We start from the raw sequence: 16,485 nt of genomic DNA on the forward strand, positions 1-16,485 counted from the left end.
CGAAAAGCATAGCGTTTTATTAACCAGTAGCCAGTAGCGTAGGGTTTAAACCCTACGCTACTTTAGTTTTTCACCCCGAAACCCTACCGTTTTACTAAGCCTTAAATTCCCTTTACCACACACTGCTGTTATTCGCCTTATATTTTCTTTATCTTGAGAAAAGAGAAGCAACCCTTCAGGCGTTATTTGCATCTGAAAATCAACACGCTTCTTTGCTTTTATCACTATGAAAAAAATTATCGGCTGCCTGTTTTTGGTGTTGGGATTTTCGGGTTGGGTGCAAGCGCAGCATTTACTGAAAGGAACGGTGCGCGACGCCCAAACCAAAGAGGTGCTGCCTTTTGTGAGCATCCTGATAAACGATGGCCCACACGGCGCTACTTCCGATATTAACGGCAAATTCGAGGTTAAAAGCAGAGAAACGTTGCGCCAGCTTACTTTCAGTTACTTAGGCTACGAACCGCAGAAGATCCAGCTTTCGGATTCTGTAACCCAGCTGCTCGTAAAAATGAAGCCGCAAGCCAACAACCTGCGCGAAGTGGTGATACGGGCGGGTTTTAACCCGGCGCACCGCATTATAAAACTGGCAACGGCAAACCGCAAAAAAAACGATCCGGCGCAGCTTCCCGAATATACTTACCGGGTTTACACCAAAACGGTAATTACTTACAATGTAAAGGAGGTTGAAAAAGATACCTTCAAACTCGTAGAAGTGAAACCGATCCTGACGGCCGAAGATTCTTCGAAGCTGGAAATGGAAGCGTATTTCGCCAAACATTATTTATTCCTTACCGAAAGCATTGCCGATCACGCCTTTATTAAACCCAACCTCGACAAGGAAACTGTGCTGGCTACGCGCGTCTCAGGACTCCAAAATCCTACTTTCGCCATGCTTTCTACCGATAGCAAGAATTTTTCGGTTTACCAGGATATGGTTACGTTTTTCGGCAAATCTTATTTAGGTCCGTTGAGCGAAGGCAGCACCAAAAAATACGATTTCCAGCTCGAAGACACCACTTATACCGGCAACGATACAGTATTCATTATTTCCTACAAACCGCTTCCCGGCAAAAATTTCGAAGGTTTGAAAGGGCAGTTACACATCAGTTCAGACGGCTGGGCGGTGGCCAATATCATTGCCGAATCGGCGGAAGAAAGTACCCAGGGCGTGCGGCTGCAACAGCATTACGAAAAGATCGGCCAGACCTGGTTTCCGGTGCAGGTGCATACCGATTACGATTTCAAAACGCTATTGAATCATGGGTATAAACCGGTGGCTTACAGCCGCAGCTATTACTCGCAGATCAACTTAAAACCCGAACTGAAGCGCCGCGAATTTAAAGCTGTAACCATAAAAATGCAGAACGATGCGGCCCGAAAACCGGAAGCTTTCTGGAACCAGCACCGCCCCGACAGCCTCAGTTTCCGGGAACGCAATACCTACCACAAGCTCGATAGCTTGGGCAAGGAATTTAAAATGGACGCGCGTTTCCGGCTTTTTGAAGCGCTTTATTCGAAGCAACTGCCCTTAGGCCCGGTTTCCGTAGATTTAAACCGCATTTATCGCCTGAACCGTTACGAAAGATTCCGGTTCGGATTAGGCCTGCACACCAACGACCGGATTTCGCGCTTTTTTACGCTGGGCGGTTATGCCGGCTACGGCGTGAAAGACAAGGCCTGGAAATACGGCGGCAACCTGGCTTTCAACCTTTATCAGCCTTCCAATCTGAAACTTACCGTTACGCATTCCGAAGATATTGCGGAGAGTGGCGGAACGGTTTTGCCTTTTTACAATGCGCCGCTGCTGGGCAACAACCTGCGCCACCTCGTGATTCGGAACATGGATAAAGTTACGCACCAGAGTATTTTCCTTTCCGCCCGCATTTTTAAATATATGGATGTGCAAACCGGCCTGCAGGAAGAACACAAACGCACCACCAACGGCTACACTTACGAAGTTTCCAAAGATAATTTCCGTTCCGATTTCCGGTTTACCGAAGCCGTTCTTGGTTTCCGTTACGCTTTCCGCGAACAGCTCATGGAAATGTTCAACAACCTGATCCCGATGGGCACCAATTACCCGATCGTCTGGTTCCAGTACCGCCAAGGTTTGAATGATCTGATGAATGGCCAGTTTGCTTACCAGAAATACAGTGCCCGTATCGAAAAAAACCTGAAAAATAAAGCGCTGGGCACAACTTCGGTGGTTTTAACGGGTGGTTTGGCAAGCGGCAATATTCCTTATCCAAACCTGTTCAACGGCAACGGCGCCGAAGAACGGGACCTCCACCTGTACACTTCCGAAGGTTTCCAGACCATGCTGCCGGAGGAATTTTTATCGGATCGTTACGTAGCTTTGTATGTGCGCCACAATTTCTCGAGCCTGCTTTACCGGTCAGAGAAATTCAGCCCCAAGCTGGCCGTAATTACCAACGTAGGTTTTGGTAGCCTGAAAGATCCGCAAAAACACCGCAACATCGATTTTAAAACCATGGAAAAAGGTTACTACGAATCGGGTTTGCTGGTGAACGACCTGGTTAAAATGAATTTCAGTTCTTTTGGCATAGGCGCTTTTTACCGCTACGGTGCGTACCAACAGCCCACTTTCAAAGATAACCTTTCGCTGAAATTCGTGATCGGATTTACCTTGTAATGGCAGAGATTACGTTTTGCCAGTCCCCCTTTGGAGGGGGTAGGGGGAGAACTACGTATTTCAGATCTTCTTTTTAAAACTCAGATAATTTAAAAATCCTCCCCCTACCCCCTCCAAAGGGGGACTTTTTTTTACCAAACAGAGAGACCGTTATTCAGTTCAGGGTTTCCCGAACTATTTCCAAATTCCGGAAATTTTTACTGGCGACTTCCATAGTTTTTTCGTTAAAAAGCCTACCATTTCCGGTCAGGAAATTTTACCTTTAAACAAAAACTACGGCATGAAGATCTTATCGGCGGCACAGCTTCGCGAAGCAGATAAATTTACCATTGAGCGCGAAAACCTGCAGCCCGGCGCTTTAATGGAGCGCGCTGCCCAGGCATTTACCAACTGGTTTATTAATAATTGTGGCCGCGAAAAGGAAGTTGCTATTTTTTGCGGTCCCGGCAACAACGGCGGCGATGGCCTGGCCGTAGCGCGCTTGCTGAACGAATACAATTACCTGGTTCGCACTTTTTTACCCGAAACCGATAGCGTTTTTTCCGAAGATTTTAAGCTGAACCTGAAGCGGCTGCCGAAAAGTGTGCCTGTGATCCGCTACAAAAACATTAGTACCCTGGAGCATTTGCATCTTTCCAAAACCCGGATCGTCGATGCGCTTTTTGGCACCGGCCTCAACCGCCCGCTTACCGGACTTTACTCCGAAACCATTCAGTTTCTAAACGGCTTGCACACCGAAATTATCAGTATTGATGTGCCGTCTGGTTTGCTTGCCGATACTGCTACGCCGCAGGAGGCCGCCGTAGTAAAAGCAGCTCAAACCATAACCTTTTCCAGCCCGAAACTCGCTTTACTCCTACCCCAGAACCAGGTTTACAGCCAGCAAATGCACAGCGTACTTATTGGCTTAAATATCGGTTTTATAGAAAGCCTGCGCACACAATACCATTATATAGATACCGTTATTGTTAAAAGCCGCTGGAAACCGCGCCCGCAATATGCGCATAAAGGTACATTTGGCCATGCATTGCTTTTACTGGGCAGTTACGGAAAAATGGGAGCCGCAATTCTAAGCACCCGCGCCTGCCTGCGCAGCGGCGCCGGTCTGATAAGCGTTTCGCTGCCAAAGGCCGGTTACCAGATCATGCAAACCGCTGCCCCGGAAGCCATGGTACTAGCCGATCCGGATGAAAAAAAATTGACCGAACTTCCGGAAGAACCTGGCAAATACGCCGCCATTGGTATAGGTCCGGGCATTGGCCTGGCTGTGGAAACAAAAAAAATGGTAGGGAATTTACTCGAAAAAGTAAAAGTGCCTTTGGTGCTCGATGCCGATGCGCTGAATATTCTGGCCGCCGATAAAACCTTACTGGCAAAACTTCCGCCGGAAACCATTTTAACGCCCCATCCCAAAGAATTTGAACGCCTTACGCAGCCCTTACAAGACGATTTTGAACGTCTGAAACTTTTACGCGATTTCTGTGAAAATTACCGGTGCTACGTGGTTCTAAAAGGTGCAAATACCTGCATCGGCACGCCTTCCGGCAATTTATATTTCAATTCTACGGGCAACCCGGGCATGGCTACGGGCGGCTCCGGCGATGCGCTTACCGGCATTATTACCGCTTTGCGCGCCCAGGGTTATTCCGCCGAAGATGCCTGTATTCTGGGTGTTTATACGCATGGCCTGGCCGGCGATCTTGCCAAAAACGAAAAAGGCGAAACAGCTTTAATTGCTTCGGATATTATTGAAAATCTGGGAAAAGCCTTTAAAACGCTGGAAGGGAATGGCTGAGTTTTACACCATAAAGATCCACACCAGCAGAAATTGTAGCAGCATCATGCCATCGGCCAGGCCGGCGTAATAATAATCGGGGCGGTGCTCTTCGGAAAACGCTACTACTATTGCTGCAAAAACTGCCGATAAAACCAAGGCGATCCGCTCGTGGCCGGTTTCCTGAAAAAGAGTTAAAACAATAAAAAATGCCAGCGCCGAAAGCGAGAGGATCTTGGCAAACGGTACCCCGAATTTCCCCGGAAAAGTAACGGTGCCCGTGCGTTTGTCTTTCTGCACATCGCGGATATCAAAAAGCAGCGTTAACGCAAAAATGAAAAGGAAACGGCGCAGCAAAAACCGGTAAATCTCTTCCGCCCCAATTTCAGCGCCCGAAACCAGCAGCGGCAGCAGAACCGTTAGCCCCGACCACACCAGCGCCACCAGAAAAACTTTCAGCAAAGGCACATCGCGGAGCGGAATAAAACCTTTGGTGGTAGGTAAAACGGGCAACGAGTAAAAAACCGAAATGATAAAAAACGGGATAAAAAACCAGAAAGGTACCTGCCGGTAAAGCTGCGTATACAAAGCCAGCACCACCATTCCCGAAAAGACTGCCACACCCAGCAAGAGTTTGCGATGGCCAAATATCCATTTTTTTCGTTCGGAAAGGAATAAGTGCTGGCCGGTTTTATAAGGCAGCAAGCTATCGAGGTTATAAAGAAAAAGGGTAGCGAAAAAGATCAGCAAACCCACGCGGGCATCCAGCGGTATACGGGCAACCAAGTACGTTTCGGCGGTGAGCGCCAAGCCACACAACGAAATAAAAATGCTGCTGTAAAAGAGGAAATCGGTAAGTTTTTTCAACGCTGCTACCTGGTTTCGGGCCGGCGCCGCAAACCGACGCAAATGTTAACCCATGCTTCAAAGTTACAAAACAATTAAACGCGCTGCTTTGTCTGCATCTTTCAGAAAACAATTATTGGTTATTAGTTTGGTCTTTTTTGCTTCGGTAGCGGCTTTGGGCCTGCAAACTACCGGCAGCAAGCGTGGCACGCAGTTTTTCTCGCATTTTTCCTACCGTTTTCTGGTTCCTGAAGCACAAACCAAAATGCTCTGGCTCATCCTGGAAAGAAAATATGCAGCAGCCCTTCCGCCGGAAGAAGACACCGTAACCGACTTTTATTTCGACGATGAAAAGCAAACGTTGCAGCGCCGGGATATGTTGCTACGGCACCGGCTCATTATTTCGAGGGAAGGGCAAAAAGAACGGATCGAATTGCTGCTTCCGGGAAAAGACAAGGCCCAGACCGGGAAGCAGATCGTTTTCCGGCACAACCGCAAACCGGATAAAGGAACTGGTTTTACTACGCATCCGCTTCTGAAACTGATCCGCAAGAAAGACCGGCCGGTTTTAGATTCACTTCTGAAGCCTTTGCAGATAGATCCGGAAACAATAAAACCAAGCCTGGAAATTTCGCAGCACCGCAAACAACTGCACCTGCAAAAACAAAACAGCGACTGGATCACCATCTCCCTGGCCCAACTTCGCTCCGAAAATCCTGAACACGTGGCTTGGGAGTTACAAATTATTCCGGACCGCAAATTATTAACCTACGCTTCGGCAAACGTTAAAAAAGAACTGCTACAAGATAGTAAACAACTGGCTGCAAGCTTAAAAAAACAATTCCCCGCATTACAGGAACAGCCCCAGCAAGAGTATCTCAGTATGTTGCGAGCAGACCTGGATTCTGCCGCTAAAGAAATTCCAGGCGAAATTGGCTATACCTTGGGAATGCTGGTTTTATTGGGTTTGCTGCTTTGGTTTTTCTACTTCTTAAAACAGAAACGCTGGCGAAAAGAATAAAAAAAACGCTATACTTTTTGGGCTTAAAAGTATAGCGTTTTTTTTTAAGTTTATTCACCCGTTTCATCATAAGGCGCATCCACTGGCTTCGATTCCGGAGAACCTTTTTGCCGCAGAAAAATCGAGAAAACTACAATGGAAACAATACTCAGGAACTCACTTTGCCAGTTCTGCATCGATTCGAACCAGAATTGTGACGTAGTCATGTATTGCAAAACTGTTACCGTTTCTTTGCCCTGATCCAATTGTTCAAGGTTATAAACTTCGGCGCCGCCATACGCATGCAGGAAAAATGTCAGGAAAAAGAGCGTGAAAAAAGCAATGCTTAACGACTGTTTGTAAACCGCCAGCGCAAAACCACCCATTCGTACGGGCAACGGCGCATCTTTTTTGGGCTGTGGTTCGCGGTCTACTTCTTCTTTTTCGTAAAGCTGTTTCGATTCGGAAGAACCTTTTTGCCGGAGCCAGATGGTAAGCATTACATAAAGGCCCATTTGAAGGAATTCACTTTCCCAGTTCTCGAAAATGGCTTCAATAAAATGCCCGGAACTTAAATATTGCAGGAAGCTTAGCGGACTTTTATCCATGTCTTCCAGTTCCTGATTCCACACATCCCAACCAGTAATAGCCTGCCCCACAATGGTACCAAGCATAAAAATAGTAACTACCAGCGAAAGGCTGTTTTCATATAAAAAACGCAGGAATTTCGATTTTGGAGGGTGTTTTAACATAAAAACGGCTTCGATTGTTCTTGAGCATATTACGCAAGCCAATCAAAGCCGTTTTTCTCCTGATATGAATATCAGAATAAAGCTATATTATTTTTCTGCGGTAACTGCAGCTTCCTGTTTCGGAAAGGTTTCTTTGTAAAGTTCGATGCTGCGCTGTACAATTTCGAACGCGGCTTCGCGGCCCAGGAAATTCTCTACGATCACCTCTTTGTTTTCCAGTTTCTTATAATCTTCGAAAAAACGGCGCATCTCCAATAAAGTGTGCGGCGGCAATTCCGAAATATCGTTGATGTGGTTTACCGACATATCGTGGGCAGCTACAGCAATGATCTTATCGTCTTCCTCGTTGTTGTCGATCATCTGCATTACGCCGATTACTTTTGCGTCGATCAGCGTCATCGGGCGGATATCGATGGAGCAAATTACCAGAATATCGAGCGGATCTTTATCGTCGCAATACGTTTGCGGAATGAAACCGTAATTGGCCGGGTAGTGCATGGAAGAAAACAACACGCGGTCTAATTTCAGCATGCCGGTTTCTTTATCGAGTTCGTATTTGCCTTTCGATTTTTTCTGAATTTCAATAATGGCGGTTACCGTCTGCGGCGCTTCTTCGCCGTAAGATACTGCATGCCATGGGTTAAAGTGTTCCATCTACGCTAAAAAAATATTTTATAAGATTCAATTACTAATGTTGCGGTATTTTAAACCGAATTCGTTTGTTCCCGGTTCAATCTGAGCCTTTAAAAAGCTGAAAATTACGCATTTTAGCCCTATTTCTGAAAGAAACGGCCGCAAAGATACAACTATTTCATCTTATGCTGCAAGGCTTTACCAATACATCCGCTGGGTTCCTGAATTTTAAGCCATTGCGCGAGCGTAGGGGCAATATCGGTGATATAAACTTCTTCGCTACTCTGCCCTTTTTTCACGTTCCAACCATAAAAAATAAGCGGTACGTGGGTATCGTAGCGGCCGTTCGTACCGTGGCTCGTACCTTTGGTGCTTGGCCCGCCATAACCTTCGAGCCAACCCGGGTGGTAAGCCACCAGCACATCGCCGGAACGTTGCGGATGAAAACCGCGCTGCATCATGCCCAATAACCCTTCGTGCCACTGCGTAATGCGGAGTTCTTCTGCCGAAACCACTTTCGCTACCGCAGAGTTTTTCTGTAAAAAAGCTACCGTTTTCTGCTGCACATCGCGGAGCGGAATTTTCTTACTCTCTATTAATTTCCGGTTCAGGTAAACTTGCTGGTTATCGTAGGTGCTTATCCAGTTTCCCGGTCCCAACTCTTTCTGCAAATGTTTGTCCAGCGAATCTTTTAAAGCCACCGGCGAATTGCTGCCGCCCGGCATGTTCAGGCTTTTCAGATAATTCTGCACGTGGTTCACGCCGTGGTCGGCGGTTAAAAATACCAGCACGTTTTTCTTGCCGAACTGCTTATCCAGAAATGTCAGGAATTCAGCAATATCTTTATCGAGGCGCAGATACGTATCCTGGGTTTCTACTGAATTTGGCCCGAACTGGTGCCCGATATAATCGGTAGCAGAAAAACTAAGCGCCAGAAAATCGGTAAAATTCCCCTGGCCCATTTTTTCCTGCTTGATTACTTCCATGGCAAACTCTCTGGTAAACGTGTTGCCGAAGGGCGTATTCCGCAGAATATCGGAAGTACCATTGCGTAAAACCGGTAAATTATGCGGAAAAGCCGGTCGCGTGGCTCCTTTAAATGGGTTTTCGAATTCGTTATCGTCGGGCGTGCTCTGGGTGTATTCGTTCAGCGGTAAAAGCGTATTCCAAGGCTGGCTTAAATATTTTTCGGCGGGTTTTTTCGCGTTATAGGCTTCTACCCAAGCGGGTAAATTCTGCGCGTAGTAGGTGCTCGTGATCCAGCCGCCAATGCTACCATCGTACCAGTAAGCAGCGCTTGGCATGTGTCCGGAAGGCAGAATAGAACCCCGGTCTTTCAAACAAACGCCAATTACTTTGGAACGCATGTTGGTAGCCAAACGCAATTCATCTGTAATGGTGCTGGCTTTCAAATTATTCGGCGACATTTGCCCGTAAACCGACTTGCTGCCAATGGTACCGGCGCTTTGATCCTGGGTGCAATACATATTCAGACCGGTTTCACAATCGTACCAGTCGTTGCCTACAATGCCGTGCGTAGCGGGCGTAGTGCCGGTATAAATAGAAGCGTGACCAGGACCGGTATGCGTAGGCACGTAATTGTACTGCGTATTTTCAAAACTGTAGCCGTCTTTCAGCAACCGCTTAAAACCACCTTCGGAATACTGATCCCAGTACCGGTAAAGAAAATCGTAACGCATCTGATCTACCACCATGCCCACCACCAGTTTCGGCCGGTCTAAAGGTTTGGATTTTGGTTTAGCGGAAGCAAAAAAAGGTATGGTTTGGGCTACAAAAACTAAAAGCAAGGCGACCGGAAACCGGCGGAAATTCATGCGAAAATTCATAAGCAATTCAGAAACTTGTACCGGCAAAGATACAAACCAAAAAGCAGTTCCCTCCGGATTAGAGTAAAAGGAAAAGCTGATTTAACGATTGCTTAAAATAGGATATTTGTATTGTCTGAATTGTGATTTTCATCTGAATTGGAATTTTGTCTTTGAATACGATTTTCAGGATTTATTTGATGGGCAGGATTTGTTTCTGATTAAACTCTATCCTTTAAAGTAAGTGCATCTTTGATCAACCACCCCCAACCCCTCCTGTCCAGGCGGGGAGCTTTTGCTTCCTACCCTTATTTTTAATTTCTACATTATTCTTACTTTCTACTTCTTAGTTTACTTTCCTATTTCACTATATCGCAAGCGCAGCGTTCCCTGAAAATCACGTTTGCTAGAAAACCAAACTAAAAAAAAGCAGACTACGCAGGAAACTGATACCAGTTTCTGCGTGCGCGGCCTCCGCACTTTCCGGTTTCGTCAGAAAAGCCGCCTGCGGCTAGGAAAGGGTGAGACGCGAACGCAGAAACGAAGCCCGCCCGGCTTGAGGAAAAAAATTGCCGATGAAAGTTTAAAGTCAGCCGTTTAGCAGAAAAGGTGTTTCAAAAACGCTAGCACTTTTAGTTGAAAAACTGCTGTCCGCCGATGAGGTCCTTCGCTAACACTCAGGATGACAAAAACGGTATCCCTTCAAGCTTAAAAACTCAACAACAAACGATACTACCCACCCGATGAGATCTCTCCTATCGTCGAGATGACGATAAAAAACGCTATACTTTTCAGGCAAAAAACTCAATAGATCAAACAAACACTTTTAAAAAAAACTCTTTTACACAGAAAAACCACTACACCAAAACAAACCCCGTAAAACTTCTTATCTTTAAGCTTTTATTAGCATTACTTATGACCCAATTAGGCGACTTTTTTTCCGCCGCGCATCAAAATAAACTGCACGCTTCTACGCCGGCATCCGGCACTTTTACCGGCCCCAACGATACCGATTTCCCCATCAGGATCATTGCCACGCCCGAAGATCTGAAAGAAGCCTGTTCCATTTTAAGCAAACATACCGAACTGGCCTTCGACCTGGAATTTGACGACATGCGCTATTTTTATGGCCGTACGTTGAGTCTGGTACAGGTTTTCGATGGCGAAACGGTTTTTATAATCGACGCCGTGGCGCTGGAAAACAAGATCGAACCGCTGCTGCGCATTTTCGAGAACGACCACCTGGTGAAGATTTTCCACAGCTCCTGGAACGACCTCATGGTTTTGAGCGAATTGTATGGCTGCCAGATGAAAAACGTGCTCGACACCAGCATTCTTTACCGAATGCTCGGGCATTCCGAAAACAGCATTTCGCTCAAGAACCTGATCAAAACCTACCTCGATGTGGACATGGAAAAAGGGGAACAATCCAGCAATTGGATATCGCGTCCGCTTTCCGACTCTCAGATCCTGTATGCCGCCAAAGATGTAATTTACCTCCATCAGGCCGCGCACGCCATGAAACTGGAACTCGAAGCCGCTGGTCGTTGGGAATGGGCCGTGGAAGAATGCAAAACGCTGGAAAAGATCCGCTACACGCCCGATCCGAAACCGTATTTGAAGCTGGCGCAGAAGAACCGCATTTATGCCCATTTGTATCCGCGGTTTGCAGAGGTTTGGTATTTCCGCGAAAACCTGGCGAAGAAAATGAACAAACCGCCCTACCAGCTTTTCCCCAACGATGTGCTGTGCGAACTGGTGCGGCAACCTGAAAAAACGCTGGAAAAATGGGATACGTATCGCGGCATTCACCCGAGTTTGCGGCGCGAACCCAACCTGCAGCAATTAAAGAAACTTACTGCTGCCGAAATGCCGGCGCCTGCCATTCCTTTCCGCGAAACTGAAAACCGTATAAAGGCCTTTGAGCGCAGCATGGTAGATTATAAAGCCTGGCTTCGCGAAGAACGGAAAACGGTACTGACGCAGCTCAAAAAACTGCTCGCCGAAACGCACGGACTGCCCATTACGAATTTATTTTTATCAGAAAAAATTCAGCCGGAAGTGGCAGATCTGGGTACCAAAAAAGCGCTGAAAAACTGGCAGGACCAGCTTATCCGGGAAACCTGCGAAAAGCACAACCTCGATTATTCCCTTATTTACTTTTCTTTGTACTAATTCTGCCACTTTTATTAGTTAAAACCATACCATTTCAGTAACTTATCCGTAAATAAAGGAACAATTCTTGCAGCTGGCACCTTCCAGAATTGCATCCTTTTTACGATCTTGTTTTTCCCCGACTTCCGTTGAATAAGTTTCTGTTTGTTATCGCTTTAACTTTAAGCTGCCTGCAACTGCGTGCGCAGACCCTTAAAGGCCTTCCCGAAGATTTTACCAGTTCCGAATTACTGATCGTTGCTTATGAACCTTCGGACCTGATTCCGGCCGATGCCAAAAGCCACGAAAGCATTTACCGGCAACTCACTCCTTTGCAAGCGCAATGCACCCAGGCCAACCAACAGATCACAGCCGTAGCCAGACATAATTATCCTTACCTTTTCCGGATTGTTTCTAAAACCGAATTGCCTACCTCTTTATCGGATAATGCCTATATTTTCGAACCCGGAAAACTTTACAGCCAGCCAACGGTTTGGTCCACAACGCCGCTTTATATCCGCCATGCCACTTCCGGCCTGGTTTACGAGATCGGTTTTTTACCTACTCACGCCATTTTCTTCCCCGAAAAAATAATGGAGCATTTCATCCAGTTCCTGCCGAAGAATTTGCCGGTACAAGCTTCTGATAAAGTGGCAGTGAAGCAGTAAGGCTTTCATTTATTGAGTATTTCTTCTGAAAATGGTATCCTTTCAGCCTGAAAAAGTCTGCACTTACTTAGTTTCTATTTGATTTTGTCACCTAGCTTTCAATTAAATACCTATTCACTTTTACTGCATTAAATCAAAATGGCCGGAAATTTTTCCGGCCATTCTAATATAGAGAATGCAATTAACAACTATTTTACAGTCACAATTTTGCTTGACTTCATAGGTTTATTATCTTTAAATAAACTGATAGTATAGGTTCCTTTTGACAAACTCTGAATATTTATTTTACTTTCTTTCTCTTTCAACTTGCCTTCTAATACAACCATTCCAATACTGTTCATTATTTTATAGTTGTAAGAAGCCCCAAATTCATTATCCTGAATTTCTAAGAAGATATTTTCAGTTGACGGGTTGGGATAGACATTCATTTCAAAGGAATCTGATTGCTCTGTAGTTTGCGTACCTGAAGCAGCCATTCTGGAAACATCTCCGCCACCAGGAATACAAGTTGCTTCGCCGGCACAAATATCACAAGCAACCGGCATACATGTAACTGGACTTGTAGAAGTTAAGCTAACAGGTACTGGCGTAGCAGAACAATTAGTGTTCAATCTATAAGAAAGACTGCTAAATCCGGCTCCCCAATAATTTCCTCTAGCATTAATGGTATTATTAGGAATTGAACTGGAATAGCAAATATCAAAAATATAACCGCCAGATCCAGCATTTCCATCAAAACGATTAGTTTGTTTGGCACAGGCACTGCCTTTATGTGTAATAGCATCAATATCTAGATATACATCTGTACCCTTTATACCAGCGAAGTAGTTATTAATTACCCACGCACAGCCCTGATCACCAGCAATTACATTTAATCTTGACCCAGTTGGAGTTAATGCATAAACACCGTATGAGTTATTTGATATTACGGTTTTATTTCTTAAATATAGATTCCGATTACCGGCTAGTGTATAAGCGCCATCATAATAAATACCATATGCTGAGCCAGAAATATTACACCCGCTTAAGTAAAGGTTTGTATTTTTAAAATTAGATCTTATACTGTTATTCCCATTATAAGTGAAGTTAGTATTAGTAAGCGTAGCCGAAGCCACATTATCTAATACTAAACCATCCATAAAGAAGCCGGCTATATTACAATTACTCATTGTAAGTGTCGGTACATTTACGCAACTTAAAGCAATTGCACCAGGAGCAGTTGCATAATATTCTTTAAAGTTTAGATTATTGAATACTGCTGCCCCTGTAGTACCACTTACAGTAAAGGTTGCCCCGTAACCATACTCAATTTTACCATTCTGAATTTCTATTGAATAAGGATTAAGATTCAGGTTTGTGTAATCATATATTAGGTAAAGCAAGTCTGTATTACCACTACCGGATTGAACAACTTTACTATTTGCTGCTAGATCGACAGTTGAATTACTTTGGAAAGCTATAAAGCCGCTACCATTAAAAGTTAAATTAACATTCGTAACAGTTTTAAGACTGCCTTTAACATTTAATTCTGATTGAGGACTTTCCAAAATCAAGCCATAGCCTGCAGATAAATTCTTAAATTCGTAAACTGCTCCTGATTCTACATTTATCTTACTTGCATCTCTAACTCTTACTATTGAAGAATTATAAGCATTTAAGCCTTTACCAGATTTATTATTCCTTATTATGATTTGCGAACCATCTTCTACAATAATTGTTGAGTAAGGCAAGGCATGTAGAACAGCATCGTCAGCTATATCCAGTATGGAGTTACCTCTAACTATTAATGTTGCCCATTGTCTGAGAACTAGTTCAGATCCTGCTTCCATTTTTAAGGTACTCCCGTTATCAACTAGCACAGTAGCACTGTTTTGTACTTCCAAATAACTACCATTTTTCATAGTAAGTATAGTTGGATTTACAAATTCACCATTTAGCTGCGTTGTGCGGTTAGCGGTGCCGCTTTTGTTTATAGTAAGTGTATTACCGGAAAGCACGTTCACGTACATATCCTCCATAATCAGATCACCGGTCCAGCGGGTGCTTTGAGTAATATCAGTATCGTCGAAACGGACTTTTATGGTAATGTCTCTATTTGAATCAAAATTTATTACTTCTACAGATAGGCCATGTAAATTAATTGGAGAAAGTTTATTAGCAGCAATATCAAAGGTTTGATGCGGAATGATCATTGGGTTATGGCTTAACCCCATTTTGTCCCCTTTAGAATTAAAGCCAATATTAGGGCCAAACATACCATCAACAAACTGGCCATCTAAAACTGCCATATATGGCGCACCTTCGTTTACTCCGCCTCCATTTCCGGAATTTGCAGTATAATCAATCGTACCATCACCGTTATCGTCCAAAAATATGCTGGATATTTCGTTCAAACCACCTGTAGGGTTAGGTTCGCTTTTAAAATTGTATAACATTTGATTCCATAAATAGCCTCCGTAATTACTTTTTCCCGAACCATCAGGCGTATAGTCATAATTCCCATTACCAGATACTGTTTTTAAGCCATTACAATGCTCAATATTCCATGGGCTCAAAGCTATTGAGCGGTCAGCCATTGACTCTACAAAGGCAAGTATTCCGGTGGGTGCTGGTTGAAATGGTTGCCCAGACCCTGAAGTTTGCCAACCATAACGATTATCCCAATGTGTATTTCCCGTATGATTTTCAAGCCATAAATACTGGTCCGTATGAGGAATTTTAATACGTACCACATCGCCGGTTGTAGCAAAGTCACGTAATGTAAATTCCCCGTTTGCAGGTAAATCAGCTGCACTCTGAACGTCAGAATTCACTTGATTAGCTCCGGTTTGAAGCTCGATCCAGCCATTGTACCAACGTTCCCAGCCATTAGCGCACTGATTTGTGTGTACATCACTGAACATCATACCCCAGCCATAGTTTGTATAAAGATGTTCTCCTCTCATACCATTGGCACCATTGTAATGTGGAGCATAGTAGAGATTATGAGCAAACTCGTGCTTAAAACCTCCTTGAATATTTGCATCTATTCCACCCACTCCTGCATGTCCGTCTGCCAGAGTATAACTGTTACCATTTACTTGAAATGTTTTAGAGGCTTTTAAACCTGTATGTGCCCCACCTCCTCTTGGTGTAGGAAGATTACCAGTATTACGCCAAACTATTATTGCATAATCTATTTGTCCATCAGGTGCTGAAACGCTGTTATCACTGGAAAAATTTGGCAAATTTGTTCTTTTATCAAATTCTGTCCAATCGAAATTTGGGTAATTAGAAGCTGTAGCAGCTAACTCATTTAATACTAATGCATCATAATAATAGTAACTATTATTACTAGCCGAATAAGGAACATTTATACGATCAGGAAAATAGCCAAAAGAGAGTTCAAATGTCCCCTTTGACATCTGATAATAAAAATTAGATAATGAATTATCAGTGTTGGCTATATTAAAATCACTATCTTTTGTATAGCCGTATTTATTCATTAAATCAACTGGAAAAGCCGTACCCCATATCGAATGATCTGCATCTTGCTGTGGCCAAGGGTTTGTAGATGAATTATCATTGTAAGGAACAGTTCCTACATTATCATTATCAAAACCTGCAAAAATGATTAATATTTTTAATTTCCCTTTTGGCGTATGGAGGTAACCATTGCGAGAATCTACTGCATCTGGCATTGGATCACCTCCTGTTACCGACTGGCTATTTGAATAGCAGCTGTAAAGATAATTACCTGCTTGTGGCGCCGGCCCTTGTTGAGCAGATACTGGAACTGGCCCAGTAAAAGATAGAAAGAACAGACAAGTTAAAATTTTCGTAACTTGCAAAGGAGAAACTACCGGTCGGTATTTTCTTTTGAGGCGGGAAGAAGCGTTGGAGCCTGCCAGCATTAGCGCTTTTCCCGTCTTACTTTTTACATGGATCATAATTTTTTTTTAAGGGTTCTACATAAAATTTATTAATTAAATTAAATCAACTAACTATTACCCCTCTTCCGTCCAAATATAACTTTAATTAGTTACAATAATGACTTATCGCTATAACTTTTTAGTGTCATAACATTTACAAAAAATGTAATTAATATTGTATTTTTTGGTATTGGGGTTTATTGAGCAAAGGTGAGGATGTTCAAACATAAATAATATTTTTAAAAAACAAAAAAAATAACATTAAAAA

At 44.0% G+C, this 16,485-nt stretch carries 10 protein-coding genes; 5 read left to right on the top strand and 5 right to left on the bottom strand.

The features are described from left to right. Window positions 1–226: 226 nt before the first annotated feature. Window positions 227–2,653: a DUF5686 and carboxypeptidase-like regulatory domain-containing protein gene (locus ACFPIB_RS08835; RefSeq protein WP_378017076.1), complete on the top strand. Its 2,427-nt coding sequence runs from the start codon at window positions 227–229 to the stop codon at window positions 2,651–2,653. A gap of 280 nt (window positions 2,654–2,933) precedes the next feature. Then, window positions 2,934–4,448 carry an NAD(P)H-hydrate dehydratase gene (locus tag ACFPIB_RS08840; protein WP_378017077.1) on the top strand — a complete coding sequence of 505 codons (1,515 nt, stop codon included), beginning with the start codon at window positions 2,934–2,936 and terminating at the stop codon, window positions 4,446–4,448. 3 nt (window positions 4,449–4,451) lie between these two features. Here ACFPIB_RS08840 and ACFPIB_RS08845 read toward each other — a convergent pair whose 3' ends face one another. Further along, a complete protein-coding gene (locus ACFPIB_RS08845; protein ID WP_378017078.1) occupies window positions 4,452–5,336 on the bottom strand; it encodes a UbiA prenyltransferase family protein in 885 nt (294 codons plus the stop codon). A gap of 10 nt (window positions 5,337–5,346) precedes the next feature. On the opposite strand from ACFPIB_RS08845, the gene ACFPIB_RS08850 reads away from it, so the two are divergent. Continuing rightward, complete coding sequence (locus tag ACFPIB_RS08850) at window positions 5,347–6,294, top strand: hypothetical protein (protein WP_378017079.1); 948 nt, start codon at window positions 5,347–5,349, stop codon at window positions 6,292–6,294. A gap of 50 nt (window positions 6,295–6,344) precedes the next feature. Here the strand turns inward: ACFPIB_RS08850 and ACFPIB_RS08855 are convergent, their stop codons facing one another. From ACFPIB_RS08855 to pafA, 3 genes are all read right to left on the bottom strand, one after another. After that, complete coding sequence (locus ACFPIB_RS08855) at window positions 6,345–7,025, bottom strand: DUF6766 family protein (protein WP_378017080.1); 681 nt, start codon at window positions 7,023–7,025, stop codon at window positions 6,345–6,347. 87 nt (window positions 7,026–7,112) lie between these two features. After that, complete coding sequence (locus ACFPIB_RS08860) at window positions 7,113–7,679, bottom strand: inorganic diphosphatase (RefSeq protein WP_378017081.1); 567 nt, start codon at window positions 7,677–7,679, stop codon at window positions 7,113–7,115. A gap of 152 nt (window positions 7,680–7,831) precedes the next feature. Beyond that, entirely contained in the window at window positions 7,832–9,493 is a 1,662-nt protein-coding gene (pafA, locus tag ACFPIB_RS08865) for an alkaline phosphatase PafA (protein WP_378017082.1), read from the bottom strand. 906 nt (window positions 9,494–10,399) lie between these two features. On the opposite strand from pafA, the gene ACFPIB_RS08870 reads away from it, so the two are divergent. After that, window positions 10,400–11,659, top strand: a complete 1,260-nt coding sequence (locus ACFPIB_RS08870; RefSeq protein ID WP_378017083.1) for a ribonuclease D — start codon at window positions 10,400–10,402, stop codon at window positions 11,657–11,659. Window positions 11,660–11,787: 128 nt separating this feature from the next. Beyond that, a complete protein-coding gene (locus tag ACFPIB_RS08875; RefSeq protein ID WP_378017084.1) occupies window positions 11,788–12,306 on the top strand; it encodes a hypothetical protein in 519 nt (172 codons plus the stop codon). Between the two features lie 188 nt (window positions 12,307–12,494). Here ACFPIB_RS08875 and ACFPIB_RS08880 read toward each other — a convergent pair whose 3' ends face one another. Further along, window positions 12,495–16,235: a T9SS type A sorting domain-containing protein gene (locus tag ACFPIB_RS08880; protein ID WP_378017085.1), complete on the bottom strand. Its 3,741-nt coding sequence runs from the start codon at window positions 16,233–16,235 to the stop codon at window positions 12,495–12,497. Window positions 16,236–16,485: the final 250 nt, after the last annotated feature.

This window comes from Adhaeribacter terreus (genome assembly GCF_042657365.1).
In the GTDB taxonomy this organism is placed as follows: domain Bacteria; phylum Bacteroidota; class Bacteroidia; order Cytophagales; family Hymenobacteraceae; genus Adhaeribacter_A; species Adhaeribacter_A terreus.